The organism is Arthrobacter sp. TE26545 (genome assembly GCF_056279005.1).
Genome location: NZ_JBWBQM010000001.1, coordinates 2664705 through 2690186, shown reverse-complemented (window position 1 = coordinate 2690186; position 25482 = coordinate 2664705). Strand labels below are relative to the sequence as shown.

At 68.3% G+C, this 25482-nt stretch carries 26 protein-coding genes and 1 riboswitch; of the genes, 18 read left to right on the top strand and 8 right to left on the bottom strand.

Annotated features, from left to right (window positions below; all coding sequences use genetic code 11):
- Positions 1 to 77: 77 nt before the first annotated feature.
- Both ACZ9CK_RS12070 and ACZ9CK_RS12065 read left to right on the top strand, forming a co-directional pair.
- On the top strand, positions 78 to 926 hold the full coding sequence (locus ACZ9CK_RS12070) for a PHP domain-containing protein (protein WP_426298770.1): 849 nt from the start codon (positions 78 to 80) through the stop codon (positions 924 to 926).
- Between the two features lie 103 nt (positions 927 to 1029).
- Positions 1030 to 1401 (top strand): hypothetical protein, encoded by a 372-nt coding sequence (locus tag ACZ9CK_RS12065; protein WP_426298768.1) that lies wholly within the window; start codon positions 1030 to 1032, stop codon positions 1399 to 1401.
- Positions 1402 to 1461: 60 nt separating this feature from the next.
- On the opposite strand, the gene ACZ9CK_RS12060 is transcribed toward ACZ9CK_RS12065, so the two are convergent.
- The 3 genes from ACZ9CK_RS12060 to ACZ9CK_RS12050 all read right to left on the bottom strand — a co-directional run bounded on the left by ACZ9CK_RS12060 (position 1462) and on the right by ACZ9CK_RS12050 (position 5778).
- Positions 1462 to 2346 (bottom strand): DNA-methyltransferase, encoded by an 885-nt coding sequence (locus ACZ9CK_RS12060; protein WP_426298766.1) that lies wholly within the window; start codon positions 2344 to 2346, stop codon positions 1462 to 1464.
- Positions 2347 to 2354: 8 nt separating this feature from the next.
- Entirely contained in the window at positions 2355 to 4022 is a 1668-nt protein-coding gene (locus tag ACZ9CK_RS12055) for a DEAD/DEAH box helicase (RefSeq protein ID WP_476050064.1), read from the bottom strand.
- A gap of 265 nt (positions 4023 to 4287) precedes the next feature.
- The gene (locus tag ACZ9CK_RS12050; protein ID WP_426298762.1) at positions 4288 to 5778 is read right to left on the bottom strand and encodes an RNB domain-containing ribonuclease; all 1491 of its coding nucleotides are present in this window, start codon (positions 5776 to 5778) and stop codon (positions 4288 to 4290) included.
- Between the two features lie 184 nt (positions 5779 to 5962).
- Here ACZ9CK_RS12050 and ACZ9CK_RS12045 point away from each other — a divergent pair, with 184 nt between their 5' ends.
- Positions 5963 to 6478, top strand: coding sequence for a DUF805 domain-containing protein (locus tag ACZ9CK_RS12045; RefSeq protein ID WP_476050063.1), 516 nt, complete (start codon positions 5963 to 5965; stop codon positions 6476 to 6478).
- A gap of 102 nt (positions 6479 to 6580) precedes the next feature.
- On the opposite strand, the gene thiE is transcribed toward ACZ9CK_RS12045, so the two are convergent.
- Positions 6581 to 7264, bottom strand: a complete 684-nt coding sequence (gene thiE / locus ACZ9CK_RS12040) for a thiamine phosphate synthase (RefSeq protein ID WP_426298758.1) — start codon at positions 7262 to 7264, stop codon at positions 6581 to 6583.
- Between the two features lie 27 nt (positions 7265 to 7291).
- Positions 7292 to 7410, top strand: a riboswitch (TPP riboswitch).
- Between thiE and ACZ9CK_RS12035 the strand changes: the two genes are divergently transcribed.
- The 4 genes from ACZ9CK_RS12035 (at position 7401) to ACZ9CK_RS12020 (ending at position 10104) form a co-directional block, all read left to right on the top strand.
- The gene (locus tag ACZ9CK_RS12035) at positions 7401 to 8708 is read left to right on the top strand and encodes an FAD-dependent oxidoreductase (protein ID WP_476050062.1); all 1308 of its coding nucleotides are present in this window, start codon (positions 7401 to 7403) and stop codon (positions 8706 to 8708) included. It overlaps the preceding riboswitch by 10 nt.
- Complete coding sequence (gene thiS, locus ACZ9CK_RS12030) at positions 8705 to 8941, top strand: sulfur carrier protein ThiS (protein WP_115787935.1); 237 nt, start codon at positions 8705 to 8707, stop codon at positions 8939 to 8941. Before ACZ9CK_RS12035 ends, thiS begins: the two co-directional genes overlap by 4 nt.
- 3 nt (positions 8942 to 8944) lie before the next feature.
- The gene (locus tag ACZ9CK_RS12025) at positions 8945 to 9742 is read left to right on the top strand and encodes a thiazole synthase (RefSeq protein ID WP_426298754.1); all 798 of its coding nucleotides are present in this window, start codon (positions 8945 to 8947) and stop codon (positions 9740 to 9742) included.
- Positions 9743 to 9762: 20 nt separating this feature from the next.
- Positions 9763 to 10104 carry a 4a-hydroxytetrahydrobiopterin dehydratase gene (locus ACZ9CK_RS12020; protein ID WP_476050061.1) on the top strand — a complete coding sequence of 114 codons (342 nt, stop codon included), beginning with the start codon at positions 9763 to 9765 and terminating at the stop codon, positions 10102 to 10104.
- A 63-nt stretch (positions 10105 to 10167) separates the two neighbouring features.
- Here the strand turns inward: ACZ9CK_RS12020 and ACZ9CK_RS12015 are convergent, their stop codons facing one another.
- Genes ACZ9CK_RS12015 through ACZ9CK_RS12005 form a run of 3 tightly spaced genes read right to left on the bottom strand, consistent with a single transcriptional unit; the run spans position 10168 to position 11436 of the window.
- Entirely contained in the window at positions 10168 to 10470 is a 303-nt protein-coding gene (locus ACZ9CK_RS12015) for a hypothetical protein (protein ID WP_426298750.1), read from the bottom strand.
- 34 nt (positions 10471 to 10504) lie between these two features.
- On the bottom strand, positions 10505 to 10729 hold the full coding sequence (locus ACZ9CK_RS12010; RefSeq protein WP_120520018.1) for a DUF3107 domain-containing protein: 225 nt from the start codon (positions 10727 to 10729) through the stop codon (positions 10505 to 10507).
- A 50-nt stretch (positions 10730 to 10779) separates the two neighbouring features.
- Positions 10780 to 11436, bottom strand: coding sequence for a TetR/AcrR family transcriptional regulator (locus ACZ9CK_RS12005; RefSeq protein ID WP_426298748.1), 657 nt, complete (start codon positions 11434 to 11436; stop codon positions 10780 to 10782).
- A gap of 85 nt (positions 11437 to 11521) precedes the next feature.
- Between ACZ9CK_RS12005 and moeB the strand changes: the two genes are divergently transcribed.
- Positions 11522 to 12721, top strand: a complete 1200-nt coding sequence (moeB, locus tag ACZ9CK_RS12000; protein WP_476050060.1) for a molybdopterin-synthase adenylyltransferase MoeB — start codon at positions 11522 to 11524, stop codon at positions 12719 to 12721.
- Positions 12722 to 12756: 35 nt separating this feature from the next.
- A complete protein-coding gene (locus ACZ9CK_RS11995) occupies positions 12757 to 13746 on the top strand; it encodes an SDR family NAD(P)-dependent oxidoreductase (protein WP_476050059.1) in 990 nt (329 codons plus the stop codon).
- Between the two features lie 61 nt (positions 13747 to 13807).
- Here the strand turns inward: ACZ9CK_RS11995 and ACZ9CK_RS11990 are convergent, their stop codons facing one another.
- Positions 13808 to 15172, bottom strand: coding sequence for a glutamyl-tRNA reductase (locus tag ACZ9CK_RS11990; RefSeq protein WP_426298742.1), 1365 nt, complete (start codon positions 15170 to 15172; stop codon positions 13808 to 13810).
- Between the two features lie 148 nt (positions 15173 to 15320).
- Between ACZ9CK_RS11990 and hemE the strand changes: the two genes are divergently transcribed.
- From hemE to hemL, 9 genes are all read left to right on the top strand, one after another.
- Positions 15321 to 16454, top strand: coding sequence for a uroporphyrinogen decarboxylase (gene hemE, locus ACZ9CK_RS11985; RefSeq protein WP_426298740.1), 1134 nt, complete (start codon positions 15321 to 15323; stop codon positions 16452 to 16454).
- Between the two features lie 3 nt (positions 16455 to 16457).
- Positions 16458 to 17960 (top strand): protoporphyrinogen oxidase, encoded by a 1503-nt coding sequence (gene hemG, locus ACZ9CK_RS11980; RefSeq protein ID WP_476050058.1) that lies wholly within the window; start codon positions 16458 to 16460, stop codon positions 17958 to 17960.
- Positions 17961 to 18040: 80 nt separating this feature from the next.
- The gene (gene hemQ / locus ACZ9CK_RS11975; RefSeq protein ID WP_426298736.1) at positions 18041 to 18742 is read left to right on the top strand and encodes a hydrogen peroxide-dependent heme synthase; all 702 of its coding nucleotides are present in this window, start codon (positions 18041 to 18043) and stop codon (positions 18740 to 18742) included.
- A complete protein-coding gene (locus ACZ9CK_RS11970; protein WP_476050057.1) occupies positions 18739 to 19968 on the top strand; it encodes a ferrochelatase in 1230 nt (409 codons plus the stop codon). The genes hemQ and ACZ9CK_RS11970 overlap by 4 nt, the downstream gene beginning before the upstream one ends.
- Positions 19965 to 20948: a hydroxymethylbilane synthase gene (gene hemC, locus ACZ9CK_RS11965; protein WP_476050056.1), complete on the top strand. Its 984-nt coding sequence runs from the start codon at positions 19965 to 19967 to the stop codon at positions 20946 to 20948. The genes ACZ9CK_RS11970 and hemC overlap by 4 nt, the downstream gene beginning before the upstream one ends.
- The gene (locus ACZ9CK_RS11960; RefSeq protein WP_426298730.1) at positions 20935 to 21855 is read left to right on the top strand and encodes a uroporphyrinogen-III synthase; all 921 of its coding nucleotides are present in this window, start codon (positions 20935 to 20937) and stop codon (positions 21853 to 21855) included. The genes hemC and ACZ9CK_RS11960 overlap by 14 nt, the downstream gene beginning before the upstream one ends.
- 3 nt (positions 21856 to 21858) lie before the next feature.
- Positions 21859 to 22839 carry a porphobilinogen synthase gene (gene hemB, locus ACZ9CK_RS11955; RefSeq protein WP_476050055.1) on the top strand — a complete coding sequence of 327 codons (981 nt, stop codon included), beginning with the start codon at positions 21859 to 21861 and terminating at the stop codon, positions 22837 to 22839.
- Positions 22840 to 22989: 150 nt separating this feature from the next.
- The gene (locus tag ACZ9CK_RS11950) at positions 22990 to 24015 is read left to right on the top strand and encodes an LLM class flavin-dependent oxidoreductase (RefSeq protein ID WP_476050898.1); all 1026 of its coding nucleotides are present in this window, start codon (positions 22990 to 22992) and stop codon (positions 24013 to 24015) included.
- A 58-nt stretch (positions 24016 to 24073) separates the two neighbouring features.
- Positions 24074 to 25387 (top strand): glutamate-1-semialdehyde 2,1-aminomutase, encoded by a 1314-nt coding sequence (hemL, locus tag ACZ9CK_RS11945; RefSeq protein WP_476050054.1) that lies wholly within the window; start codon positions 24074 to 24076, stop codon positions 25385 to 25387.
- Positions 25388 to 25482: the final 95 nt, after the last annotated feature.

The window sequence follows — 25482 nt, the reverse complement described above, 5'->3', positions numbered from 1 at the left end:
TGCAAGGGCCCACGCCGCCGAGGGGCCCGAACCGAGCGCAGCGAGGTTTGGGAGGCGGTGGGGATTAGGCTGGGAAAGTGAAGATCGACCTGCACACCCACTCCAACGTTTCGGACGGAACCGAGACCCCGGGCGAGCTGATCCGCTCAGCCGCGGCGGCCGGATTGGACGTGGTGGCGCTGACCGATCACGACTCCACCGACGGCTGGGCACAGGCCTCCGTGGCGGCCCTGGAACACGGCGTGGCCTTGGTTCCCGGCATGGAGATCTCCTGCCGCACCGCGGAAGGAATCAGCGTCCACCTGCTGAGTTACCTCCACGACCCCGCGCATCCCGGCCTCCTGGAGGAAATCACCAAATCCAAGGACGCCCGGCTGACCCGTGCCCAGCGCATGGTCAGCCTGCTGGCGGAGGACTACCCGCTGAGCTGGGACGACGTCATCCACCATGTGGCCCCGGGTGCGACGGTGGGCCGGCCACACATCGCCGATGCCTTGGTGGCGGCGGGCGCGGTCGCCGACCGCACGGAAGCCTTCAGCGCCATCCTCAGCTCCCGCTCGCGCTACTTCGTACAGCACTACGCGCCGGAGCCGGCGTTCGCCGTCGAACTCGTCCGGGCCGCAGGAGGGGTGCCGGTGTTCGCGCATCCTGTGGCGTCCGCGCGCGGCCGGGTGGTGGGGGAGCGCACCTACCACGAAATGGCCGACGCCGGCCTGCTGGGCCTGGAGGTCGAGCACCGGGACAACCCGGAAGAAGGCAGGGCGTTCCTGCGCCGTTTCGCCTCGGAGAACGGGCTGTTCATGACCGGTTCCTCCGACTACCACGGCAAGGGCAAGGTGAACGTGCTGGGGGAAAACGTCACCAGCCCGGAGGTGCTGGCACAAATCGAGGAACTGGGCACGGGCTGCCGCGTGGTGCGGCCCTGAAATGCCTTGACTTGGGGTCGCGCCCGAGTAGTGTTTCCGATGCTGGGGAGCGGCCATCGGCCGAGGCTGGACACTGTTGGTCTCTGCACCCAGAGGAGTCATTGTGATCAGGAAAATCATTGCTGTCGGCGCAGCATTCTTCGCGTTGATGTTCATCGCCCCGGCAGCACAGGCACTGCACTGTGAAAATGCCAGCAGGCCCGTGGATACCTCCCACGCCACGGCGGTACAAACCGATATCGGCACCGTCTATGTGCAGGGAAACTGGGTGGTGCTTCCCTTTGAGCCCGATGTGTGGATCTTTGTTCCGCCGGGATCGTTGACGCTCATCGGCGTGACGGACCATGTCACCCCGGCCGGCCAGCAGGGGAACTACATGAACGGTGACGCCGTCGCACTGTTGGCGAACAGGTGCGCCAACGTCGTAGTGGACAACCGCCAAACCGAGCACGGCATCCAGGTGGCGTGCCTCTGACGGTGTGAACTGCTGTAATCAGGGGAACCGCGGGTTGGCGTGATCAGCGGGTTGGCGTGATCAGACTGCGGCTTCGTCGGCCGCTTGCTCCACGAACTCGGCCTTGCCGTCCAAGCGCTTGCGCATGATGTCGATTGCGGGGGCGTTCTGGTCCACGCAGACGAACCTGCGGCCAAGCTTCCCGGCGACCGCACCGAGCGTCCCGGACCCTGCGAAGAAGTCAAGGCACCAGTCCCCGGGCCGGCTTGAGGCCGAAACGATCCGGCGCACCAGCCCTTCGGGCTTCTGCGTCGGGTAACCGGTCTTCTCCTTGCCGGTCGGGGACACGATGGTGTGCCACCAGACGTCCGTGGGCAGCTTGCCTTTTTTCCGCTTGGCCTCTGTGACCAGGCCGGGAGCCATGTAGGGCTCCCGGTCCACTTCGTCGTTGTCGAAATGGTACTTCGCCGGGTTCTTCACGTAGACAAGGATGTTGTCGTGCTTCGTGGGCCAGCGGTTCCTTGCCCGTGCCCCGTAGTCGTAGGCCCAGATGATCTCGTTGAGGAAGCATTCCCGGCCGAAGATCGCATCGAGCATCACCTTGGCGTAGTGCACCTCGCGGTAGTCCAGGTGCAGGTACAGGGTGCCGTCCTCGGACAGCAGCCGCCAGGCCTCGAGCAGCCGGGGCTCCAGGAAAGACCAGTAGTCGCTGAAGGCGTCGTCGTAGCTGTGCAGGGCGCCCTTGATGGTGTCGTAGGACCGGCCCTTGAAGCCAAGCCGATCGCCTTCGCCGTCGGCGTTGCGGACCATCCGGGTTTCCTGGCGGCGCTGCACCCTGCCCGTGTTGAAGGGCGGATCGACGTAGATCAGTGTGAAGGCGCCGTCCGGCAGCGTGGGGAGGAACGCGGCGTTGTCCGCATGCACCACCAGGTTGCTGCCGTCCGGCGCCCAAACAGTGTCAGTCATTGAGGCGTTTATGCCTCGGCGTTCTCAGCGGCGGAGGAGACAACCTCGCCGTTGCGGCGGCGGGTGCGGGCACGGCGGGCGCGCGCCGGCTTCTCGCCGGTGCCCTCACCGGACTGCGCGGCATCGGCCGAGGCGGCGGAACGGACTGCACCCTCCGACGGTGCTGCCTCACCTTCGCTGCGGCGGCGACGGGTACGGGTACGGCCGCCGTCACTGTCCTTGGACGCGGAGCCGCCGGAACCGCCCTGGCGGCGTCCGCCGTCGGACTTTCCGCCACGGCCGCCGGAACGGGAGTTCTTCTTGCCGGTCTCGCCAAGATCCTCCAGGACCTCGGCGTCGACGCCGGCCAGCACCCGCTTGTCGCGCGGCAGTCGGCCCTTGGTGCCCTCCGGGATATCCAGGTCGGTGTACAGGTGCGGCGAGGAGGAATAAGTCTCCACCGGCTCAGGCACGTTCAGGCCCAGGGCCTTGTTGATGAGGGCCCAGCGCGGAACGTCGTCCCAATCGACGAAGGTGACGGCGGTGCCCTTGTTGCCGGCCCGGCCGGTACGGCCGACGCGGTGCAGGTAGATCTTCTCGTCCTCAACGCACTGGTAGTTGATGACGTGCGTGACATCCTCGACGTCGATACCGCGGGCGGCGACGTCGGTGGCAACGAGCACGTCCACCTTGTTGTTCCGGAAGGCACGCAGGGCCTGCTCGCGGGCGCCCTGTCCGAGGTCGCCGTGGATGGCGGCGGCTGCGAAGCCGCGGTCCACCAGTTCCTCGGCCACCTTCGCGGCAGTGCGCTTGGTCTTCGTGAAGATGATGGTGCGTCCGCGGCCCTTCGACTGCAGGATGCGGGAGACGACCTCGGTCTTATCCATGCTGTGCGCACGGTAGATGAGCTGGCGGATATCGCGCTTGGTCAGCCCCTCGTCATTGGGGTCGGCGGCGCGGATGTGGGTGGGCTGCGTCATGTAGCGGCGGGCCATCGCGATGACCGGGCCGGGCATGGTGGCGGAGAACAGCAGCGTCTGGCGTACCGCCGGGGTGCCTGCGATCAGGGTCTCGACGTCGGGCAGGAAGCCGAGGTCCAGCATCTCGTCGGCCTCGTCGAGGACAACGATCTTGACGTTCTTCAGGCTCAGGTGCTTTTGCTTGTAGAGGTCGATCAGGCGCCCCGGGGTGCCGACAACGAGCTCGACGCCCTTCTGCAGGGCCTCGATCTGCGGTTCGTAGGCGCGGCCGCCGTAGATGGTGGCAATGCGTGCGTTGCGCTTGCGGGACGCGGTCTGGAGGTCGTTGGCCACCTGCACCGCGAGCTCCCGGGTGGGAACGATCACGAGTGCCTGCGGGGCACCCGGGACGGCGAGCTTTTCGTAGCCGGGGTCGTCCTGGCCGACGACGCGCTGCAGGGCCGGGATGCCGAAGCCGAGGGTCTTTCCGGTGCCGGTCTTGGCCTGGCCGATGATGTCATGGCCGCCCAAGGCGACCGGAAGGGTCATGGCCTGGATAGGGAAGGGGTGGGTGATACCGGCGTCGGCCAGCGATTCCACGATGTCGGCACGGACGTTGAAGTCGGCGAAGGATTTCTCTTCGATCTCGTGGGGCGTTTCGTCCGAGGTGATGGTTTCCTCGGGTTCGATCGATTCGTTGCCGTCACTTAGGACTTCATGGGTGTGCAATTCACTCACAGGGGAGTTTCCTTATTCATTTGGGCTGCGCTGTGTGCTCGACGGTTCCGGCGGAGCCGTTCCGGAGCACGGAGGGGCGCAAGCAGGTCCAGTGGAAGCCGATCGCGGGCTATCTGAATACTGGCACTGGTGACCAGCGGGCAAATCTCAAGATCGCGTAGGTGCGGGCTTGTTGAGTCAAAAAGGAAATGAATCAACGACCGGGCATCCATTACTACGGGTCAAGTGTAACGGTTTCTCCGCTTGGCCCGCTGAAGACGCCACGTCAGCCGATCAGTTCGAGGGAAATCTGCCGGGTGTTGATATCGGCGGCCAGTAGCCGCACACGGACCTTGGTGCCGGATTCCATCTCGCCCTCGCAGCGGGCGGTGACTGCTGGTTCGGCGATCTGCACGACGCCGGAGGGGCGGCCGTTGCCGTTCCCGTTGCCATTGTTGCCGTTCGGCTTGGATCCGTTCGGCTTGGAGCCGGAGATGACGACGGCGTCGAACTCCTCGCCCACATGGCTCACGAGCAGCGCGGCCTCCACGGTGTCCAGCGCCAGCCGCTCGAGCCTGCCGGCCAGTTGGTCAGACGTGGCCATGATCGCCGGCAGCGCCGGCAGCGCCTCGCGGGCCCATGCGGGAATTCCGTTGCCGTTGCTCAGGGCCTCGCAGATCACCAGGACAAAGCGGTCGACGAGGCGCCGCAGCGGGGCGGTGGCGTGGGCGTAGGGTGCGCCGATGGCGGACTGCAGCACGTAGCCGGGGACCTCGCCGTCGAAGGGGGTGTAGCCGGCCCCCCGGAACAGCATGCCCGCCGAATGCAGGATGGCCAGTTGCTTGGGGTCAGTGGGGTCCAAAGTCCGGAGGTATTCGCCGTAGCTCATGCCGCCGTCGCCGTCCCTCCACGGCTTGCCGAGCGCTGCCGTCTGGCGCTTGAAATGCAGCAGCGAGCGCTCGTCCGGAGAGGGCATGGTGCGCAGGATGCCCACTTTGCCGTCCAGCATCAGCTCGGCGGCCGCCATGCCGGTCATCAACGAGATCTGGGCGTTCCAGTCCTCCACCGGCAGTGACGGCGCGGCCACGATCCGGTAGTCGCCCAGCGGCAGGGCAGCGATCTCCTGGTCCGGCATGTTCAGGCTCGCTCCGCCGCGACGGCGCTCCAGGTCCACGCGCTTCAGGCCCACCTCCTTGAGCAGCTGCAGGACCGGTGCTGCCGTGCCGGCGTCGATCTCGGCCTGGACGTCGCGGTAGTTGAGCTTCGCCCGGCTGCGGACGCTGGCCCGCCGCACCGATGCCGAGCGGACCTCCGCCGCGGCATCCAATGCGAACTCCCAGACAAACGCGCCGCAGCGCTGCCCGGCCAGCAGGCTGCCGGCGTGCTCGCTGATGACCTCCGGGTGCAGGGGGATCCGTCCGTCCGGGGCGTAGAACGTCTGCCCGCGGTGCCGTGTCTCCTCGTCCAGGGCGCCGCCGGGGGTAACGAAGGAGGGGACGTCGGTGATGGCGTAGAAGACCTTGTAGCCTTCGCCGGCGCGCTCGATGTGCAGCGCCTGGTCGAGGTCCGTGGAACTGGCAGGATCGATGGTCACGAAAGGGATGTGGTCGAGGTCCAGCGGTGGCAGGGAGTGCCGGGCCACGGCTTCCTTGGCCTCGGCAATGGCGTCGTGTGGAAAGTCCCCGGGCAGCTCCAGTTCCGTCCGTAGCGCGGCGAGTGCCTCCGCCAGCTGGTTCGACGTCTTACTGACATTCGGGGTTATCCGGTGATGTGACACGAAAGTCAGGGTAACCGATCCGGATTGGGCTGGAAACGACGCCGTGATGCGCAGTATTGCGCCCTGCGTCAATGGGAAGCGCAGACTGTTTCCTCGTGGTGCCTGTGCGTCTAGTGTTGCGGGTGGGGGATATAAGCAGCTCCCTCGCCACACATCGCATCCATTATCCGAGGGAGATCCTTCAATGAGTTACGAGAACCCGGCGGGCCAGCCTTACGGTGGCCCGGTCCCGCCCTACTACGCGGCGCCGCGGACCTTTGCCCCGCGCGCCCAGGTCGGCTTCGTAGAGGCCATCAAGCAGTACTACCGGCGCTACGCCGAATTCTCCGGGCGTTCCAACCGCAGCGAGTACTGGTGGGTCGCCCTGTACCAGGCGATTGTCAACTTCGTGCTCTGGATTCCGTATTACGTCGTGCTGGCGGGCTATACGGCATCCGTCGCATCCGCCACCACCGTTGCGGAGCAGCAGGCGGCAACCCAGGCGTTCCCTGCCGCGGCCCTGCTCTTCGGCGCGTTGGCCGGCCTCTGGGGCCTTGCCCACCTCGTGCCGAACCTGGCCATCATTGTCCGCCGCCTGCACGACACCGGCCGCAGCGGCTGGTTCGTCCTTCTGGGCCTGATCCCGTTCGTCGGCGGCATCATCCTGCTGGTCCTGACTGTCATCGAGTCCAAGCCTGAAGGCGCCCGCTACGGCGCCTAAGCATTTCCGCTGAAACAACGACGGCGGCCGTCGCCCAAGGTGCAATAAGCACCCGGGGCGGCGGCCGCCGTCGTCATTGAACCGATTGTGACTGCGGGCCCATTAAGCCTCGGGCAGGGCTGCGAGCAGCGACTGCGCTGCCGCCGTCGGGTCGCTGGCTTCGGTGATCGCCCGCACCACCACGATGCGGCTGGCTCCGGCCTGCACCACCTCTTCCACATTGCCGTGATCGATGCCGCCGATGGCGAACCACGGCAGCTGGACGCCGCCCACCCGTTCCTCGTCGGCGGCGTGCACCGCATTCGCGGCGTACTTGACCAGGTCCAGACCGACCGCGTCCCGGCCCGGCTTCGTCGGCGTTGCCCACACCGGACCCACGCAGAAATAATCCAGGCCGCTGCGGCCCGGAGACGCGGCGATCGCGGCGTCAACCTGTTCCGGGGTGTGGGTCGACAGGCCGATCACCGTGGGGTCGTGCAGCAGTTTCCGTGCCGAGCGCAGCGGAAGATCCTTCTGGCCGATGTGGAATACCGGGGCCCCGGAAAGGGAGGCGATGTCCGCCCGGTCGTTGACGGCCCAGAGGCGGCCGTGTCGGTGGGCCACCGCATGCAGGACCTCCAGCAGTTCAAGCTCCTCGGCCGCTTCGATCGTCTTGTCGCGGAGCTGGATGATGTCCACTCCGCCTTCGAACGCGGCGTCGACGAATTGCTCGAAATCGCCCTGCTTCTTCCGGGCGTCGGTGCACAGGTAGAGGCGGGCAGTGGTGTGCAGAACATGCTGGGTCATGGAAACCAGAGTAGTTCCCCTAAACTGGGCTGGTACTGCGGGAGCCGCGACCGTCGTAATAAGACCGTCCGGCTGAGAGGGCTTCAGCGCCGACCGCTTGACCTGATCCGGTTAATGCCGGCGTAGGGAAGGACCCATGGACACACTTCACCCGGCACCCCGGAATCCCGCCCTCACCGCCGACGTCGCGGTCATCGGTGCGGGCATCATAGGCCTCGGCATCGCCCATGAAGCCCGCCGCTCGGGACGGTCCGTGGTGGTCATCGACCCCGCCCCCGCGACCGGTGCAACCTTCGCCGCGGCAGGCATGCTGGCACCGGTGAGCGAGCTGCACTATCAGGAGGAAGACCTCCTCGAGCTGATGCTCGCCTCCTCGCAGCTCTGGCCGGGCTTCGTAGAAGGTCTGCAGTCCGCGGCGCGGGGCACCGGATACCGCACGACGCCGACCCTCGCCGTAGGTGCGGACGCCGCCGACCGCCGGGCCTTCGCCGACCTCCGGGACGTCCAACTGGGCCTGGGCCTGGAGATCCGGGCCCTGCCGCTGCGCGAGGCCCGCGAACGCGAGCCCCTGCTCAGCCCGCAGATTTCCTGTGCCTTCGAAATTCCCGGAGACCACCAAGTGGACCCGCGCCGGCTTGCCGCAGCCATCCTCGAAAGCCTTGGCCGGCACTCACCGCAGGACCCGAGCTGGGTTGACGGAGCTACAGACGGTTTCCTGCTCAACACGGCAGCCGCAGGGCTCCTCTGGGAGGACGCGGCGGGGGAGGACGCCTCGGTGGAGGACGCCTCGGTGGCCGGGGTGCTCCTGGCCGACGGCACCAGGGTCCGGGCCGCGGAAACCGTGGTCGCCAACGGCCTGGGTGCTTCCGCACTGGAGGGACTGCCGGAATGGCTCGCCTTGCCGCTACGGCCGGTGTACGGGGACATCCTGCGCCTGCGCGTGCCACCGCACTTGCAGCCCTTGCTCACGGCGACGGTGCGGGGCCTGGTCCGCGGGGTGCCCGTGTACATCGTGCCCCGCGACGACGGCACGGTGGTGATCGGCGCCAGCCAGCGCGAGGACGGGCCCAGTTCGGCCAGCGTCGTGTCCGCGGGCGGGGTGTACCAGTTGCTCCGCGACGCCCAGGTCCTGCTTCCCGCCGTCGCGGAGCTGGAACTGCTCGAATCCACCGCCCGTGCCCGTCCCGGAACCCCGGACAACGCGCCCCTCCTGGGCCGGGTCGGCACCGCCGCTCCGCGTGCAGGCCGCGACGGCGGGCAGCTGCCTGGCCTGATCGTCGCCACCGGTTTCTTCCGGCACGGCGTCCTGCTCACCCCGGCGGCCGCCTCCATCTGCGTGGGGCTCATGGACGGCCGCCGCGACGAACGCTGGACCAGGTTCCGGCCCGACCGTTTCCCGAACTCCCTCCACCCAGCACCAGCCACCATCAAGGAACACGCATGAACATCAAGCTCAACGGGGACCACCGTTCAATCGGCGACGGCGCCTCGGTCACCACCCTTGTCACGGAACTCACCGGGCGCGGCCTGGACGCCAGCGGCCAGGCGACGGACGGACGCAAGATCGGCGTCGCCGTCGCCCGCAACGCCGAGGTGGTTCCGCGCAGCCAGTGGGCAGCGACGGCGCTCGCAGAGGGCGACGAACTCGAAATCGTCACCGCGGTACAGGGAGGCTGAAGCATGACCACCACAAGCATCCGGACACAGAACGATCCGCTGGTGATCGACGGCGTCGAGTTCGGCTCGCGGCTCATCATGGGCACCGGCGGGGCACCGAGCCTGGACGGCCTGGGCGCCGCCCTGCTGGCCTCGGGTACCGAACTGACCACCGTGGCCATGCGGCGGTATTCGCCCGCCGAGACCGGGTCCCTGTTCCAGTTGCTCCTGGACAATGGCATCCGCGTCCTGCCCAACACAGCCGGCTGTTTCACCGCGAAGGACGCCGTGCTCACCGCCGAGCTTGCCCGCGAAGCCCTCGAAACCGACTGGGTGAAACTGGAAGTCATCGCCGACGAACACACCCTGCTGCCGGACGCCGTCGAACTGGTCGACGCCACCGAGCAACTGGTGAACCGCGGCTTCAAGGTCTTCGCCTACACGAACGACGACCCCGTGCTGGCCCTGCGGCTGGAGAACCTCGGGGCCACCGCGGTGATGCCGCTTGGCGCGCCGATCGGCACCGGCCTGGGCATCCTGAACCCGCACAATATCGAACTCATCGTCTCCCGGGCTTCCGTTCCCGTGGTGCTCGACGCCGGAATCGGCACGGCCTCCGATGCCGCCCTCGCCATGGAACTCGGCTGCGATGCCGTGCTGCTGGCCACTGCGGTGACCCGCGCCCAGAATCCGGTGCAGATGGGGGAGGCCTTCAAACACGCCGTGGTGGCCGGTAGGCTGGCGAAACAGGCCGGCCGGATCCCGCGCCGCGAGCACGCTTTGGCTTCCTCGGCAATGGAAGGCCGCGCCGAATTCCTCTGACGGGTTCTGCAAGGAGTGCCATGAGCGAAGCGAAGGACATCCTGAGCCAGGCGGAAATCGATGAAGCCCTGCCTGGCCTGCCGGACTGGGAGTACCGCTCCGGCGGGCTCGTGACGGTCTACAAGCTGCCGACGTCCGCTGCCGCGCTGGAGCTGATTGCCGCCGTCGGCCAGATCGCCGAGGAGCTGAACCACCACCCGGACCTGGACTGGCGCTACAACCGGGTGTTCCTGCGGTTCACCTCCCACGACGCCGGCACGGCAGTCACCGGCCGCGATATCCGCGGCGCGCGGCGCTGCAGCGAGGCTGCGGCGGCCGCCAGCGCCGTGGCCCAAGCGGAGCGTTTCCCTCCCGCCGGCTGACCCTGAACGCAATGTGGCCACCAACCGTGATGGTTGGTGGCCACACTTGCTTGCGGGCTGAGCCTAGAGACGCAGGGCGGCGGTCAGCTTCGCCGTATCGTGTGCCGTGCGGATCCGTCCCAGATAGAGGACGACGGCCACGGCGGCCGCCGTTCCGATCACCATGGGCAGCACCCAGGGGATCCAGGTCAGGCCGGGCTGGTAGCCGAAGCCGAGCATGATGAAGATCGTCCAGCTCAGCATGCCGACGGCCAGCGCCACGCCCGCCGGGAGCGCGATGCCGTACTTGCCGTGGCGTTTGTCGTTCGCCCAGACGATCAGGCCCGCGGCAACGGTGACCAAGGCCACAATGACAAGTGAAAGCATGTTTCCTCCCGGCTGGCTGGTTGGCAGAAAGGTCTTAGAGGGCCCCGAAACCCACGCGGCGCACTTCCTCGGCGCCGATCTCCACATAGCCCAGGACGCTGCCCGGGACGATGACCTGCCGGCCCTTTTCATCGCTCAGGCGCAGGTCGCTGCCCTTGGAGATGGCTTCGCTGACAATCTTCGCGACGGCCTCGGCATCGAGCGCAGATTCCAGCACGATCTCACGGCCAACGTTCTGAATGCCGATCTTTACTTCCACAGCAAGGCCTCCCAGCCGGTTTAGGGTTTACTCAGTTCTCTATTTCTAGCCTAGGACTCTTTGGGGAAGCGACTGATTCCGCGCCAAGCTAAACGGTAGATCAACTCGCTGGCCACATCGAGGTCCAGCCCGCCGTCGGTCTCCAGCCAGTACCGGGCACTGACCTGGGCCATTCCGGCCAGGCCGCGGCCCAGCAGTTGGGCCTCCATAGGCGGCAGCTTGGTGTCTTCGGCAATGACCTTCGCCACGGCGTCGGCGAAGGTGCGGTTGAAGGTCTCAAGCCGGGAGCTGACATCGGGATCGTTGATCAGGTCGGATTCGAACACCAGACGGTGGGCCTGGTCGTCGGCCGCGATGAACTGGAAGTAGGCGCGCATCACCGCCTGCACGCGCTGCTTGTTGTCCGTGGTGGAGTTCAGGGCGCTGAGCATCAGCTCCGTGAGCGTGGCCAGATGGCTGTCCAACAGGGCCATGTAGAGCTCGCGTTTTGACGGGAAATGCTGGTAGAGGACCGGTTTGCTGACCCGTGCGGTCTCGGCTATTTCGTCCATGGCTGCGCCGTGGAAGCCGTTGGCCACGAACACTTCCAAGGCGGCACTGAGCAGTTGCGCGCGGCGTTCGTCCCGCGGAAGCCTGGCGGAACGTGTTGCGCCGCTCCGCTCCTGCTTAGCCGGTACCACCTGCTGTGTGCGTGCGCTTTCAGCCACTTGTCTGCCGCCTTTCCTTTGCAGTTATGACCACTTTACGTCCCGGTAATATGACCTGTCGGCAGCGGCGGGCATACATTGAAGTATGGCTACTGCATTTGCTGCCCCCACCACGTCCGCCGCGCTGCCTCCCCTGGTTGACGCCGCCGCGGAACTGAGCACCGAAGAAGTAGAGCGCTACTCGCGCCATCTCATTATTCCGGAGATCGGTTCGGTGGGTCAGCGCCGCCTGAAGAACGCAAAAGTGCTGGTCATCGGCGCAGGCGGCCTCGGTTCGCCGGCCCTGCTCTACCTGGCCGCCGCTGGCGTGGGCACCATCGGCATCATCGACGACGACGACGTGGACTTGAGCAACCTCCAGCGCCAGATCATCCACGGAGTGTCCGACGTCGGCCGCCCCAAGATCGAGTCCGCCCGGGACGCCATCCGGGAACTGAACCCGCTGGTCACCGTGCAGCTCCACAACGAGCGACTGGATTCCTCGAACGCCCTGGACATCTTTGCCGGCTACGACCTCATCCTGGACGGTGCCGACAACTTCGCCACCCGCTACCTCGTCAACGACGCCGCCGAAATCCTCGGCAAGCCCTACGTGTGGGGCTCCATTTTCCGCTTCGACGGCCAGGTGAGCGTGTTTTGGGCCAAGCACGGTCCCAGCTACCGGGACCTGTACCCGGAAGCCCCTCCGGCCGGCTCGGTCCCCTCGTGCGGCGAGGGAGGCGTCTTCGGCATGCTGTGCGCCGCCGTCGGCTCCCTGATGGTGACCGAGGCAATCAAGCTCATCACCGGCGTCGGGCGCTCCCTGCTGGGCCGCGTGGCGCTTTTCGACGCGCTCGGCGGCAGCTGGCGCGAGATCAAGGTGGCCAAGGACCCCGAAGCGGAGCCGGTCACCGAACTCACCGACTACGAGGCCTTCTGCGGCATCACCCCCGTGGTGGACGCCGGCAGCGTGCCCACCGTGAGCGCCACCGAGCTGGCCGGCATGCTGGAAGCCCGCGAGGCGGGGGACCGGGACTTCGAACTCGTGGACGTCCGGGAGAGCGGCGAACACGACATCGTGAACATCGACGGCTCCGTGCTGATCCCGCAGGGCAGGATCCTGGCCGGGGAAGCCTGGGCGGAGCTGCCGCAGGACAAGGACATCGTGTTCCACTGCAAGAGCGGGGCACGCTCCGCTGCGGTGATGGCTGCCGCCCGCAAGGCCGGGTACACCCGGATCAAGCACCTCGACGGCGGCATCCTGGCCTGGGTGCGCGAGGTGGAACCGCACAAGGCGGTGTACTGAGCCCCGGCCACGCCGGGAGAACACGAGGTTGCAGGATGAGCAAGGACTCCAGGACACCGCAGCGGCCCATTGCTTCGGGATTCGGCCACGGCACCACCGCCATGGAAGTTGTCGCCGGCATTGACCTGACAGGGAAGACCGCCGTGGTCACCGGGGGTTACTCCGGGCTTGGCTTGGAGACAGTCAGGGCGCTGTCCGCCGCCGGGGCCCGGGTCACCGTGCCTGCACGCCGCCCGGGACATGCCCGGAAGGTCCTCGACTCCGCGGGCCTGCCGGCCGACGCGGTCGCGGTGGCTGGGCTGGACCTGGCAGACCAGGCCTCCGTCAAGGAATTCGCCGCATGGTTCCGTTCCTCCGGCGAGGCCCTCGACATCCTGATCAACAATGCAGCAATCATGGCGAGCCCGGAACGGCGGGTGGGGCCGGGGTGGGAGTCCCAGTTCGCCACCAACCACCTGGGCCACTTCACGCTGGTCAACACGCTGTGGCCTGCGCTGTCCGCCGCCGGCTCGGCCCGTGTGGTGTCTTTGTCCTCCACCGGGCACAAACTCTCGCCCATCCGTTTCGAGGACATCAATTTCGGCCTCGGCTACGACAAATGGAAGGCCTACGGCCAGGCCAAGACGGCAAATGCGCTGTTCGCCGTCGAACTTGACCGGCTCGGCAAGGCAGGCGGGGTACGGGCATTCGCCGTGCATCCCGGGGGGATCATGACCGAACTGCAGCGCCACCTGGCGCGCGACGAAATGATCGCGGCCGGGTGGATGAACGCCGAGGGCAAGGTCAGGGAGGGCTTCAAAACCCCCGAACAAGGCGCCGCCACGTCTGTTTGGACAGCCACGTCCCCGGCGTTGGCCGGCATGGGGGGCGTGTATTGCGAGGACTGCGACATTGCGGAGCCCACGGACCCGGCGTCGCCCTTGGCGCGGTACAGGGGAGTGGACCCGCACGCGGTTGATCCGGAGGCGGCGCGAAGGCTGTGGGCCCTATCCGCGGATATGACGGGCGTCAACGCGTTTGGGTGAGTGACCGCCTGGGTGAGTGACCACCTGGGCGGGCTACGCCGGGAGTTTTCCCGGGTGGCGCTCAGGCGCTTTCCGCGCGGGGGAGCAAGCCGTCCGCTGTGCCGCGCGCGCTCCGGCCCTCCACCGACTGGTGGTCCACCGGGCACTCGGCCTGCCGGGCCGGGGTGGCAGGCTGCTCCACCTGGATTCCATAGAGAGCCTCGAGTGCTGAAACGTAATCGTCCTGCTGGCCGTTGGCGGCAAGTTCCCGTGCCCTGACCGTGGGGATGTGGAGCAGCTGCTTGACCATGCGGCGCAGCGCGAACTCCACCTCTTCGGCGGCAGCCGTGCAGCCGTGGCGGGCCCGGACCTTCTCCATCTCGGCGTCCAGCACGCTCATGGTGTGGCGGCGCAGCGCCACGATGGCGGCATCGACCGATCGGGCTTCGCGCTCCTGCTCGAAAGCGGCCGCGGCGCCGGACACAATGGTGCTGGCCTGGGCGAGGGACTCCGCCTGCTCCTGCGGGGCAGCGAGCCGGACGGATTCGAGCGTCAGCAGCTCCACGCCGTCGAGTTCGCCGACGGTGGGGTCGAAGTCGTGGGTCAGGGCAAGGTCGATCGCGATCAGCGTGCCGGTGGAAGACTCGCGGATGCGCGCCAGTTCGGCGGCTTCCACGCGGTTGTCCGAACCGCTGCAGCCGATCATCACGTCGGCCGCGGCGACGGCGGCCGGCAGCTTGTCGGCGTCGAGGGCGGTGCCGCCGCGGGTGGCCACGAAGGTTTCGGCGCGGCCCGAGGAGGAATAGACGGAGATGTCCTTGCAGCCGCGTTCACGGAGCAGGGACATGGTGGCTCCGGCGTAGGCGCCCGTGCCGAAGACGACGACCTTCTTGTTGCCCCAGTCGGTGTCGTCCGAGAGATCGGTGGCGAGGTCCAGTGCGACGGACACGATCGAGAGGCCCCGCGAGCCAAGGGCGGTCTGCGCCCCGACATCCTTCGCGGTCTTCGACGCGGCCTGGAACAGGCGGACGAGGCCCGGGCTGGCGGTGCCTTCGTGCTGGGCGGTGATGAGGGCGCGGCGGACCTGTCCGGCGATTTCGCGTTCGCCCACGACGGCGGAATCGAGGCCGGCGCTGACGGCGAAGAGGTGCCGGCTGACTTCGGAGCCGCTGTTGGTGCTGAAGGCCTTGGAGACGAGCTGCTCGTTGAGGCCGCTCAATCCGCTGATCTTGCCGACCAGTGCGGAACGGGCCGCCTCAAGGTCCTCCGCGTGCGCGGTTTCCCCGTAGATTTCGTAGCGGTTGCAGGTGGCCAGGACAACGGCGCCGGAGACAAGCCCGCTTTCGGCGAGGGCGGAGGAGGCAAGCACGGAAGAACCGGTGCTCAGCTGAGCAACGGTCTCAAGGTCGATGTCGGCATGTGTTGCCACCAGAGAAAAAAGAACCACAGCAGAGACATCATAGCTTTTTCGGTGCCTCGTAGAACAACAGGCACGTGATGGCTCCTGCCACTGACCGGCGTGACATATGCCATGGCGGCGGTCGGCGACAGACTGTCGTTATCTTTTGCCCCCGATTTTCGGCACAATCGAAGGCATGACTTCCAGCTCTGCCCTGCCGGGTTCCGCGCAGCCTGCCCCTTCCACTGCCGGGGACGCCGTGGCCTCCGGACTCGACGCCGGCCACCCCTTGATGGACGGCCGCACCGCGGATTCGCCCCTGATCCAGGCGTACCGAGGCGGCAAGCCCAGCCGGCGACCGGTGTGGTTCATGCGCCAGGCCGGCCGCTCGCTTCCGGAGTACCTGAAGGTGCGCCAGGGCGTGGCCATGCTGGACTCGTGCCTGCGCCCCGAGCTGGCCGCAGAGATCACCCTGCAGCCGGTCCGCCGCCATGACGTCGACGCCGGGATCTTCTTCTCCGACATCGTCATCCCGCTCAAGCTCGCCGGCGTGGGCGTGGACATCGTGCCCGGCGTCGGCCCCGTGCTGGAGCAGCCCGTCCGGACCGCCGCCGACGTGGCTGCCCTGCCGCAGCTGAGCTGGGAGGCACTGGAACCCATCCGCGAAGCCGTGCGGCTCACCGTCGCGGAACTCGGCAACACGCCGCTGATCGGATTCGCCGGTGCGCCGTTCACACTGGCCGCCTACATGGTGGAAGGCAGGCCGTCCCGCGACCACCTCGGCCCCCGCACCATGATGCACGCCGACCCGGAGGCCTGGGCCGCCCTGGCCAACTGGGCCGCCGACGCCTCCGGCATGTTCCTGCGCGCCCAGCTGGAAGCCGGCGCCTCCGCCGGCCAGCTCTTCGACTCCTGGGCAGGTTCGCTGGGCCTGGCCGACTACAGCGAGCACGTGGCTCCGGCCTCGTCCCGCGCGCTGGACCACGTCCGGCACCTTGGTGCCCCGCTGGTGCATTTCGGCACCGGGACCTCCGAACTGCTCGTGGCCATGCGCGACGTCGGCGTCGACGTCGTGGGCGTGGACTACCGCCTGCCTCTCGACGAAGCCAACCGGCGCCTCGGTGGCACGGTTCCTCTGCAGGGCAACATCGACCCCGCCCTGCTCTCGGCGCCGTGGGACATCCTCGAGGCACACGTCCGTTCGGTGATCGCAGCCGGCGCAGGTGCCCCCGGCCATGTGCTCAACCTCGGCCACGGCGTCCCGCCCGAAACCGACCCCACCGTGCTGACCCGCGTGGTGGAACTCATCCACTCGATCCCGGCGGAGTAGGCCGTGCGCGGCCGGCCGGCAGCGCCGGTGCACCAGGAAAGCCGCCGGACGGCCGTCGTCGTCGGCGGCGGCATTTCCGGCCTCCTCGCGGCCCGCGGGCTCGCCGCGGCCGGCCTGGCCGTCACCGTTCTGGAAGCCCGGGAAGAATGGGGCGGCTGCGTCGGCAGGCACGAACTCGGCGGGCTGGTCCTGGACAGTGGTGCCGAGTCGTTCGCCACCCGCTCCACCGCCGTGTCCGACCTCGCCCGCGAGCTCGGACTGGCGGACAACATCGTGGCCCCGCATCCCGGCGGAGCCTGGGTCCAGCTGCCGGACGGGCCGCAGGAACTTCCCAAGACCGGAGTGCTCGGCATCCCGGCCAACCCCTGGGACCCGGAGGTGCGGCGTTCGCTCGGGCTGGCCGGCGCCCTCCGTGCTTCCCTTGACCGCTGGCTGCCCGCCACTTGGGGTGCCGGCGGCGATGTCACCAGCGTCGCCGCCCTGGTCCGTGCCCGGATGGGCCGCCGCGTCCTGGACCGGCTGGTGTCGCCCGTGGTGGGCGGCGTGCATTCGGCCGACCCGGAACTGCTCGACGTCGACATGGTCGCACCCGGCCTGCGCATGGCCATGCGCTCCACGGGTTCCCTGGCGGCCGCCGTCGCGCATCAGCGCAGGGTGGTCGGAGCGCCAGACCCCAGCGAAGCCAGGAAGGCGGGCTCCGCCGTCGCCGGGCTGGCCGGCGGCATGAACACGCTCGTCTCCGCGCTGCTGGCCGATCTGGGCTCCCGCGGCGTCACCCTGTTGCCCGGAACCCGGGCGGAGTCCGTTGCTCGCACCGGCGGCGCCTGGCGCGTGAAGGCCGTCAGCGGCGGCGAAAAGCGGGACTACGAGGCCGGACGGCTCGTCGTCGCGCTTGACGGTCCGGCCGCCGTCGGGCTGCTGGAGTCCGCGCTGCCGGAGCTGGCAGCGCTCCGCCCGGCCGCCGGGCCGCTGGTCAGCCTGGTGAGCCTGGTGGTGGACAAGCCCGAACTCGATTCCCGGCCGCGGGGCACCGGAATCCTGGTGGCGCCCCAGGTACCGGGCGTCCAGGCCAAGGCGCTTACCCACGCCACCGCGAAATGGGACTGGCTTGCCGAGGAAGCGGGACCCGGCACCCACGTGCTCAGGCTGTCCTATGGGCGGGCGCACGGTGGAACTGCTGACGCGTCCACGGTCGATCCCGCGGCCCTGGACGATGCGGCGCTCTTCGAAGCCGCGCTTCGCGATGCGTCCACCCTGCTTGGCGTGCCCCTCGGTACGGAGGACGTGCTGGACTGGGACGTGGTCCGTTGGGCCGGCGCCCTGCCGTTTGCCGCCGTCGGCCACAAACAGCGGGTGGCCGAGGTCCGGAAGGTGAGCGGCGAGGCCGGGGGACTTCTCCTGGTGGGCGGCTGGCTTGCAGGCAATGGACTCGCCGCGGTTGTCGCCGATACCGCGAGCCAGATCGAGGCGGTCCTGCCCGGTGCCCAAGCGCCCGGAACTCCCTGAAATTGTGAGATGACGCACTTCTACGACTTGTAGAAGTGCGTCATTTCGACTTCATGCCCCGCAGGGGGCAAACTTGAACCATGAGCCACACTTCTGCCGAATCTGTCACTAAAACTGCTGAGAACGAAGAACAGTTCTTCACTTTGTGGACTGTTTTCAAGCGTTCGGCAGGCCTCCAGCGCAGCGCCGACGCTGTTGTTGAGTTCGAGAAACTGACCGCCAGGCTTGCCGAGGACGGCGTTGTCCTGCGCGGCAGCTACGACGTCTCTGCCATGCGCGCCGACGCCGACGTGATGGTGTGGCTGCACGGCGCCAAGCCCGAAGCCCTGCAGGCGGCCGTCCGGGACATCCGCCGCAGCGGCCTCTTCGCAGGCACAGGCATCGTATGGTCCGCCATGGGCGTGCACCGCGAAGCCGAGTTCGCCAAGAGCCACACCCCGGCCTTCTCCCGCGGCGTCGAACCCAGCACCTGGCTCTGTGTCTACCCGTTCGTACGCTCCTACGAGTGGTACCTGCTGCCCGCCGAAGAGCGCGGCAAGATGCTGCGCGACCACGGACTGCTGGGCCGCGAATTCCCGCAGGTCATCTCCAACACCGTTTCTTCCTTCGCCCTGGGCGACTGGGAATGGATCCTGGGCCTGGAAGCTCCGGAACTGGTCGACCTGGTGGACCTCATGCGCCACCTGCGCGCTACCGACGCCCGCAACCACGTGCGCGAAGAGATCCCCTTCTACACCGGCCGCCGCATCACCCCCGCCGAGATCGCCGAGGTCCTCGCATGAGCAGTCCTCGCGTGAACCTGGCCGTTTCCACCGGACCGAACGACATCACCGAGCGCTTCCGCCAGGCTCCCAAGGAATACGACGCCATCCTCCTGGCCTCCTTCGGCGGCCCCGAGGGCCAGGATGACGTCATCCCCTTCCTGCGCAACGTGACCCGCGGCCGCGGCATCCCGGACGAGCGCCTTGAAGAGGTGTCGCACCACTACCGCGCCTTCGGCGGAATCAGCCCGATCAACCAGCAGAACCGCGATCTGAAGGCCTCCATTGAGGCCGAGCTCGCCGCCCGCGGCATCGAGCTGCCCGTGCTGTGGGGCAACCGCAACTGGGACCCGTACATCGCGCCGGTGCTGCAGGACGCCTACGACGCCGGCCACCGACGCATCCTCATGCTCACCACCTCTGCGTACACCTGCTACTCCAGCTGCCGCCAGTACCGCGAGGACATCGGCATCGCGTTGAACGAGACGGGCCTGGACGGCAAGCTCGAAGTGGACAAGGTCCGCGCCTACTTCGACCACCCGGGTTTCATTGAACCGTTCGTCGAAGGCACCGCCGAAGGCCTGGCCAAGGTCCGCGCAGAACTGGCCGCTGCCGGGACCCCGGACGCCCCGGTGCGCGTGCTGTTCGCCACGCATTCCATTCCCACCCGCGACGCTGAAGCCGCCGGCGCCTCCGCCGAGGAGCCCCGCGAATTCGAGGGCAACTCCGCCTACGTGGCCCAGCACCTGGCCAACGCCCGGGCGATCATGGCCGCCGTCGCCCCCGAGCTCGAATGGGACCTCGTGTACCAGTCCCGCTCGGGCGCCCCGCACATCCCGTGGCTGGAACCGGACATCAACGACCACCTCGAAGAGCTGGCCGGCCAGGGACTCAAGGGTGCCGTGATCGTGCCGCTCGGCTTCGTCTCGGACCACATGGAAGTTGCATGGGACCTGGACACCGAAGCACTGGAAACCTGCAGGAACCTTGGCATCGCCGCTACCCGCGTGCCGACGCCCGGCACGCACGGAAAGTTCGTTTCCGGCCTGGTGGACCTGATCTGCGAACGCACCGTGGAACAGCACATCCCGGACCGCCCGCACGTGACGGAACTCGGACCCTGGTACGACGTCCTGCCGGCCAACTGCTCCGAGAACTTCCGCGGCGCCAAGCCCGTCATCGCGGAGAACGGCTCCACCGTCGGCACCGGGCATGAGGCCTACCCGGTGTCCGGGGCCACCAAGTGACGGTCCGGATCGGCACGCGGGCCAGCAAGCTCGCGCTGACCCAGACCCAGCAGACGGCGGACCGGCTGGCCGCCATCGGAGGCTTCGACGTCGAACTCGTCCACATCACCACCGAAGGTGACGTCAGGACCGGTTCGCTGTCCCAGATGGGCGGCACCGGTGTGTTCGTGGCGGCCCTCCGTGAGGCGCTCCTGGACAAGCGCTGCGACGTCGCCGTGCACTCCCTGAAGGACCTGCCGACGGGCGCCGAACCCGGCCTCACCATCGCGGCGACTCCCAAGCGGGTGGACGTGCGCGACGTGCTGTGCGCCCGCGACGGGCTCACCCTGGCCGGACTCCCTGCGGGGGCCAGGGTCGGCACCGGGTCCCCGCGGCGGGCGGCCCAGCTCCGGGCGCTTCGCCAGGACATCGAGGTCATCGACATCCGCGGCAACGTGGACACCCGCCTGGGCCGCGTGCCCGGTCTGCCCGGCAACGCCACCGACGCCGTGGTGCCCGGCAAGAGCAACGACCTCGACGCCGTCGTGCTCGCCGCCGCCGGACTGGAGCGCATCGGCCGGCTTGAGACCGTGAGCGAATTCTTCGAAAGCGACGCCATGCTCCCCGCCCCGGGGCAGGGTTCCTTGGCAATCGAATGCCGTACCGCAGATGCCGCGGCCGGCGGCTCGCAGGAGGCCCTCGCCCAGGCCCTGGCCGCGTTGAACGATGAGGACACCCGCCTCGCCGTGACAGCCGAGCGTGCCGTCCTCGCCCGCCTCGAAGCCGGCTGCGCCGCCCCGGTGGGCGCCATCGCCTACCGCAAGGGCAGCATGCTGTACCTCGAGGCGGTGGTCTGCTCCGTCGACGGCGGCAAGACTGTACGCGAGAAGAAGGCCACCGACGGACTGAACGAGGTGGGCGCCACCCTGCTGGGCATCGAAGTCGCCGAACTGCTGCTCGCGGCGGGCGCCGCGGAGATCACCGACCTTGCCGCTTCCTGAGTCGGCGGACGGGCCCCGTTCCGGTGCTTCCGCGGACAGCGCGCTGCTCGGGCGGAAAGTCCTCATCACGAGGAGTCCCGACCGCGCCGGCTCCCTGGCACGGGCCTTGTCGGCCGCCGGCGCAGAACCCCTGCTGCTGCCGCTGATCGACTTCGAACGTGCGGCCGATCAACAGGCCTTGGGGGAGTCGCTGGCCGGGCTTGCCCGCGGACGCTACGACTGGCTCGTGGTCAGCAGCATCACCACGGTCCGCGCACTGAAGGCCAAGGCGGCGGAGCAGGGCAAACAGCTTTCCGAGCTCCTGCCGTCCGGTGTGCGGGTGGCAACCATCGGTCCGTCCTCGCGCCGGATCCTGGAAGCCGAGGGCATCCGGGTGGACCTGGCGCCGGAAGGCAGCCAGTCCGCCGCGGGCCTGCTCGAGGTGTGGCCCGACGGTCCCGGGCGGGTCCTGCTGCCGCAGGCGGACATCGCCGATTCCCTGCTCTCGGACGGGCTGACCGGCAAAGGCGCGGAGGTCGCCGTCGTGACCGCCTACCGGACGGTCGACTTCCCGGCCCGCCCGGAGGAGCGGCTGGACACGGAACTGGCCAAGGCCGCCGCCTGGTCCGTCACCCAGGGCGCCGAGCTGCCCCTCTTGGAGCCGGCACGTGCCCGGGGATTGATCGACGACGGCGCCCTGGCCGCCGTCGTTGCCGCCTCACCCAGCGCCGCACGCCGGATCGCCGCAACCCTGCTGCCGCTGCGGGACTGCCGCTTCATCGCGATCGGACGCTCGACGGCGGCAGAGGCCGCTGCCCTCGGAATCACCGTCGCCGCGACCGCCACGGAACCCACCCCGGACGGCATCGTCGCCGCCCTTACCGAACTGTTCGCCACCGCAGGGCCGCCCGCCCCGGAAAGGACGTAAGACATGAGCTTCCCCAACCACCGGCCCCGCCGGCTCCGCACCACCCCGGCCATGCGCCGCCTGACGGCCGAACACCGGCTGGCCCCGGCCGAGCTGATCCTGCCCGCCTTCATCCGCGAAGGCCTCAGCGAGCCTGCGTCGATCAGCTCCATGCCCGGCGTCGTGCAGCACACCACCGATTCGCTCAAACGGGCGGCCGCTGAGGCCGTGGAGCTGGGTGTCGGCGGCATCATGCTGTTCGGCGTTCCGGCCATGCGCGACGCCTCCGGTTCCGCCTCGCTGGACCCCGAAGGTGTGCTGAACAAGGCCATCCGTGATGTCCGGGCTGAGGTGGGCGACGAGCTCGTGGTCATGAGCGATGTGTGCCTGGACGAATTCACCGACCACGGACACTGCGGCGTGCTCGATGCCAACGGCTACGTGGACAACGACGCCACCCTGGAGATCTACGGGCAGATGGCCGTGGCCCAGGCGGACGCCGGTGCGCACGTGCTGGGCCCCTCCGGCATGATGGACGGCCAGGTCGCCGTGATCCGCCAGGCCCTCGAAGAAGCAGGCCACAAGAACACCGCCGTGCTGGCTTACGCCGCGAAGTACGCCTCGGCGTTCTATGGACCCTTCCGCGAAGCCGTGGACTCCCAGCTCAAGGGCGACCGCCGGACCTACCAGATGGACGCGGCCAACCGGCGCGAGGCCATCATCGAGGTGGAACTGGACCTCGAAGAAGGCGCGGACATGGTCATGGTCAAGCCGGCCATGAGCTACCTGGACATCCTGGCCGATGTCGCCGCGATGAGCCCCGTGCCGGTGGCCGCCTACCAGATCTCCGGCGAGTACGCGATGATCGAAGCCGCGGCCGCCAACGGCTGGATCGACCGCCGCGGCGCCATCACCGAATCCGTGCTGGGCATCAAGCGCGCCGGTGCCGGCATGGTGCTGACGTACTGGGCGTCCGAGCTCGCGGGCTGGCTGAAGGAAGACTGAGCCCGCACCGCCGGGAATGTTTCCGGGCGCTTCGCGGTTTGTATGCGTATGCATGAAAATAGCGAAGCTCCCGGAACCAGCCCGTCCCTTGATCCCACAGCGTTTGATCCGACGGCTTTCGACCCGACAGGACCCGTTGCGAAAGACGCCATGCTGCTGGGCGTCAGCACCTTCGGCGACGTCGACCTCGACGACGCGGGCGAGCCCAAGCATCATGCCGTGGTGCTGCGCCAGGTGGTGGAACAGGCCAAGCTGGCCGACGCCGTCGGGCTGCATTCCTTCGGGGTGGGGGAGCATCACCGCCGGGACTTCGCCGTCAGCGCACCCGAGGTGCTGCTGGCCGCGGCCGCCTCGGCCACGGAAAACATCCGCCTGGGCAGCGCCGTCACCGTACTGAGTTCGGATGACCCCATCCGCGTCTTCCAACGCTTCGCAACCCTCGACGCCGTCTCCAACGGCCGTGCCGAGGTGATCCTGGGGCGGGGTTCGTTCACTGAGTCCTTCCCGCTCTTCGGCTACGACCTGGCCGACTACGACGTCCTGTTCGAGGAGAAACTGGAGCTCTTCCACCGGGTCCGTTCGCAGAAACCGGTGAACTGGGACGGACGCACCCGCTCCGGGCTGCACGGCCAGATGGTCTACCCGCACCTCGAAAACAGGCTGCTGCCCACCTGGATCGGCGTCGGCGGCACCCCGCAGTCGGTGGTGCGCACCGCGGCCTACGGTTATCCGATGGTGCTGGCGATCATCGGAGGCCAGCCGGAGCGGTTCGCGCCGTTCGCCCAGCTCTACCGCCGGAGCCTGGCCGAGGCCGGCCACGACCCCAAGCAGCTCGCCGTGCATTCGCCGGGCTACGTGGCGGACAGCGACGAACAGGCCCGCGAAGAGTACTTCCCGCACTGGCTCGCCACCCGCAACCGGATCGGAGCCGAACGCGGCTGGGGCCCCGCCGGCCGCGGCGAGTTCGAGGCCCTCGTGGAAGAAGACGGGGCCCTGTTCGTCGGCTCGCCGGACACCGTGGCCGCCAAGATCGCCCGGCTCAAGGGAACCCTCGGCGCCGACCGTTTCGAACTCAAGTACAGCAACGGCACCCTGTCCCATTCGAAGATGATGCGCTCGATTGAGCTTTTCGGCTCCAAGGTGGCGCCGCGGGTATCCGAACTGCTCGCCCCGTGACCCTTTTCATCCCGCAGGGGCGCAAATTCCTTCCTCTGCGGGATGAAAGAATAGGGGCATGACTCGTTCGGATGATCTCTTCGCCCATGCCCAGACCCTGATGCCAGGCGGCGTCAACTCGCCCGTCCGCGCCTTCGGTTCCGTGGGCGGCACCCCGCGATTCATGGTCTCCGCGAAAGGCGCCTACCTCACAGACGCCGACGGCAAGGACTACGTGGACCTGGTCTGCTCCTGGGGTCCTGCGCTGCTTGGCCACGCCCACCCCGCCGTGCTCGACGCCGTGCACGCCGCCGTGGACCGCGGCCTCTCCTTCGGCGCGTCCACCCCGGACGAGGCCCGCCTGGCCGAACTGGTCAAGGAACGCGTTTCCGCCGTCGAGCGCCTCCGCATGGTGTCCACCGGCACCGAGGCCACCATGACAGCCGTGCGCCTGGCCCGCGGCTTCACCGGCCGCAACCTGATCGTGAAGTTCGCCGGCTGCTATCACGGCCACCTCGACGGCCTGCTGGCCGCCGCAGGCTCCGGCCTGGCCACCATGGCGCTTCCCGGCTCGGCCGGCGTCACCGAAGCCGCCGCTGCCGAAACCCTCGTACTGCCGTACAACGACATCGCCGCCGTCGAGGCCGCGTTCGCCGCGCACGGCGAGCACATCGCCGCCGTCATCACCGAAGCCGCACCGGCCAACATGGGAGTGGTCACACCGGGCGACGGTTTCAACGCCGCGCTGTCCCGCATCACCCGCGAACACGGCGCTCTCCTCATCCTGGACGAGGTCCTCACCGGTTTCCGCACCGGCTACGCCGGCTACTGGGGACTCACCGGCGGTGCATCCGAAGGCTGGACCCCGGACCTGCTGACCTTCGGCAAGGTGATCGGCGGCGGCATGCCGACGGCGGCCCTCGGCGGGCGTGCCGACGTCATGGACTACCTCGCACCGCTTGGTCCCGTGTACCAGGCGGGAACGCTCTCCGGTAACCCGGTGGCCATGGCGGCCGGCGTGGCGACCCTGACGCATGCGACGCGCGAGGTCTACTCCTTCGTGGACGCGCGGTCCCTGGAGCTCTCCGCGGCCCTGTCTTCCGCGCTGGACGCAGCCGGTGTGGACCACTCCATCCAGCGCGCCGGAAACCTGTTCTCGGTGGCCTTCGGCACCTCTGCCAACGGCGTGCACAACTACGCCGACGCCCAGGCCCAGGACGTGTTCCGCTACGCGCCGTTCTTCCACTCCATGCTCGACGCCGGCGTTTACCTGCCCCCGAGCGTCTTCGAGGCCTGGTTCCTCTCCGCGGCGCACGACGACGCCGCGATGAACCGGATCTTCGACGCCCTTCCGGCCGCCGCCAAGGCCGCCGCGCAGGCGGTTCCTGCCTGAAATACCGCAATACCCGCACGGACGGCACTGGTTCCCCCGCTGCCGGCCGTGGCAGGCGTAGTCTGGCCTCACCTACAGTAGGCGCCAGTCAGGCA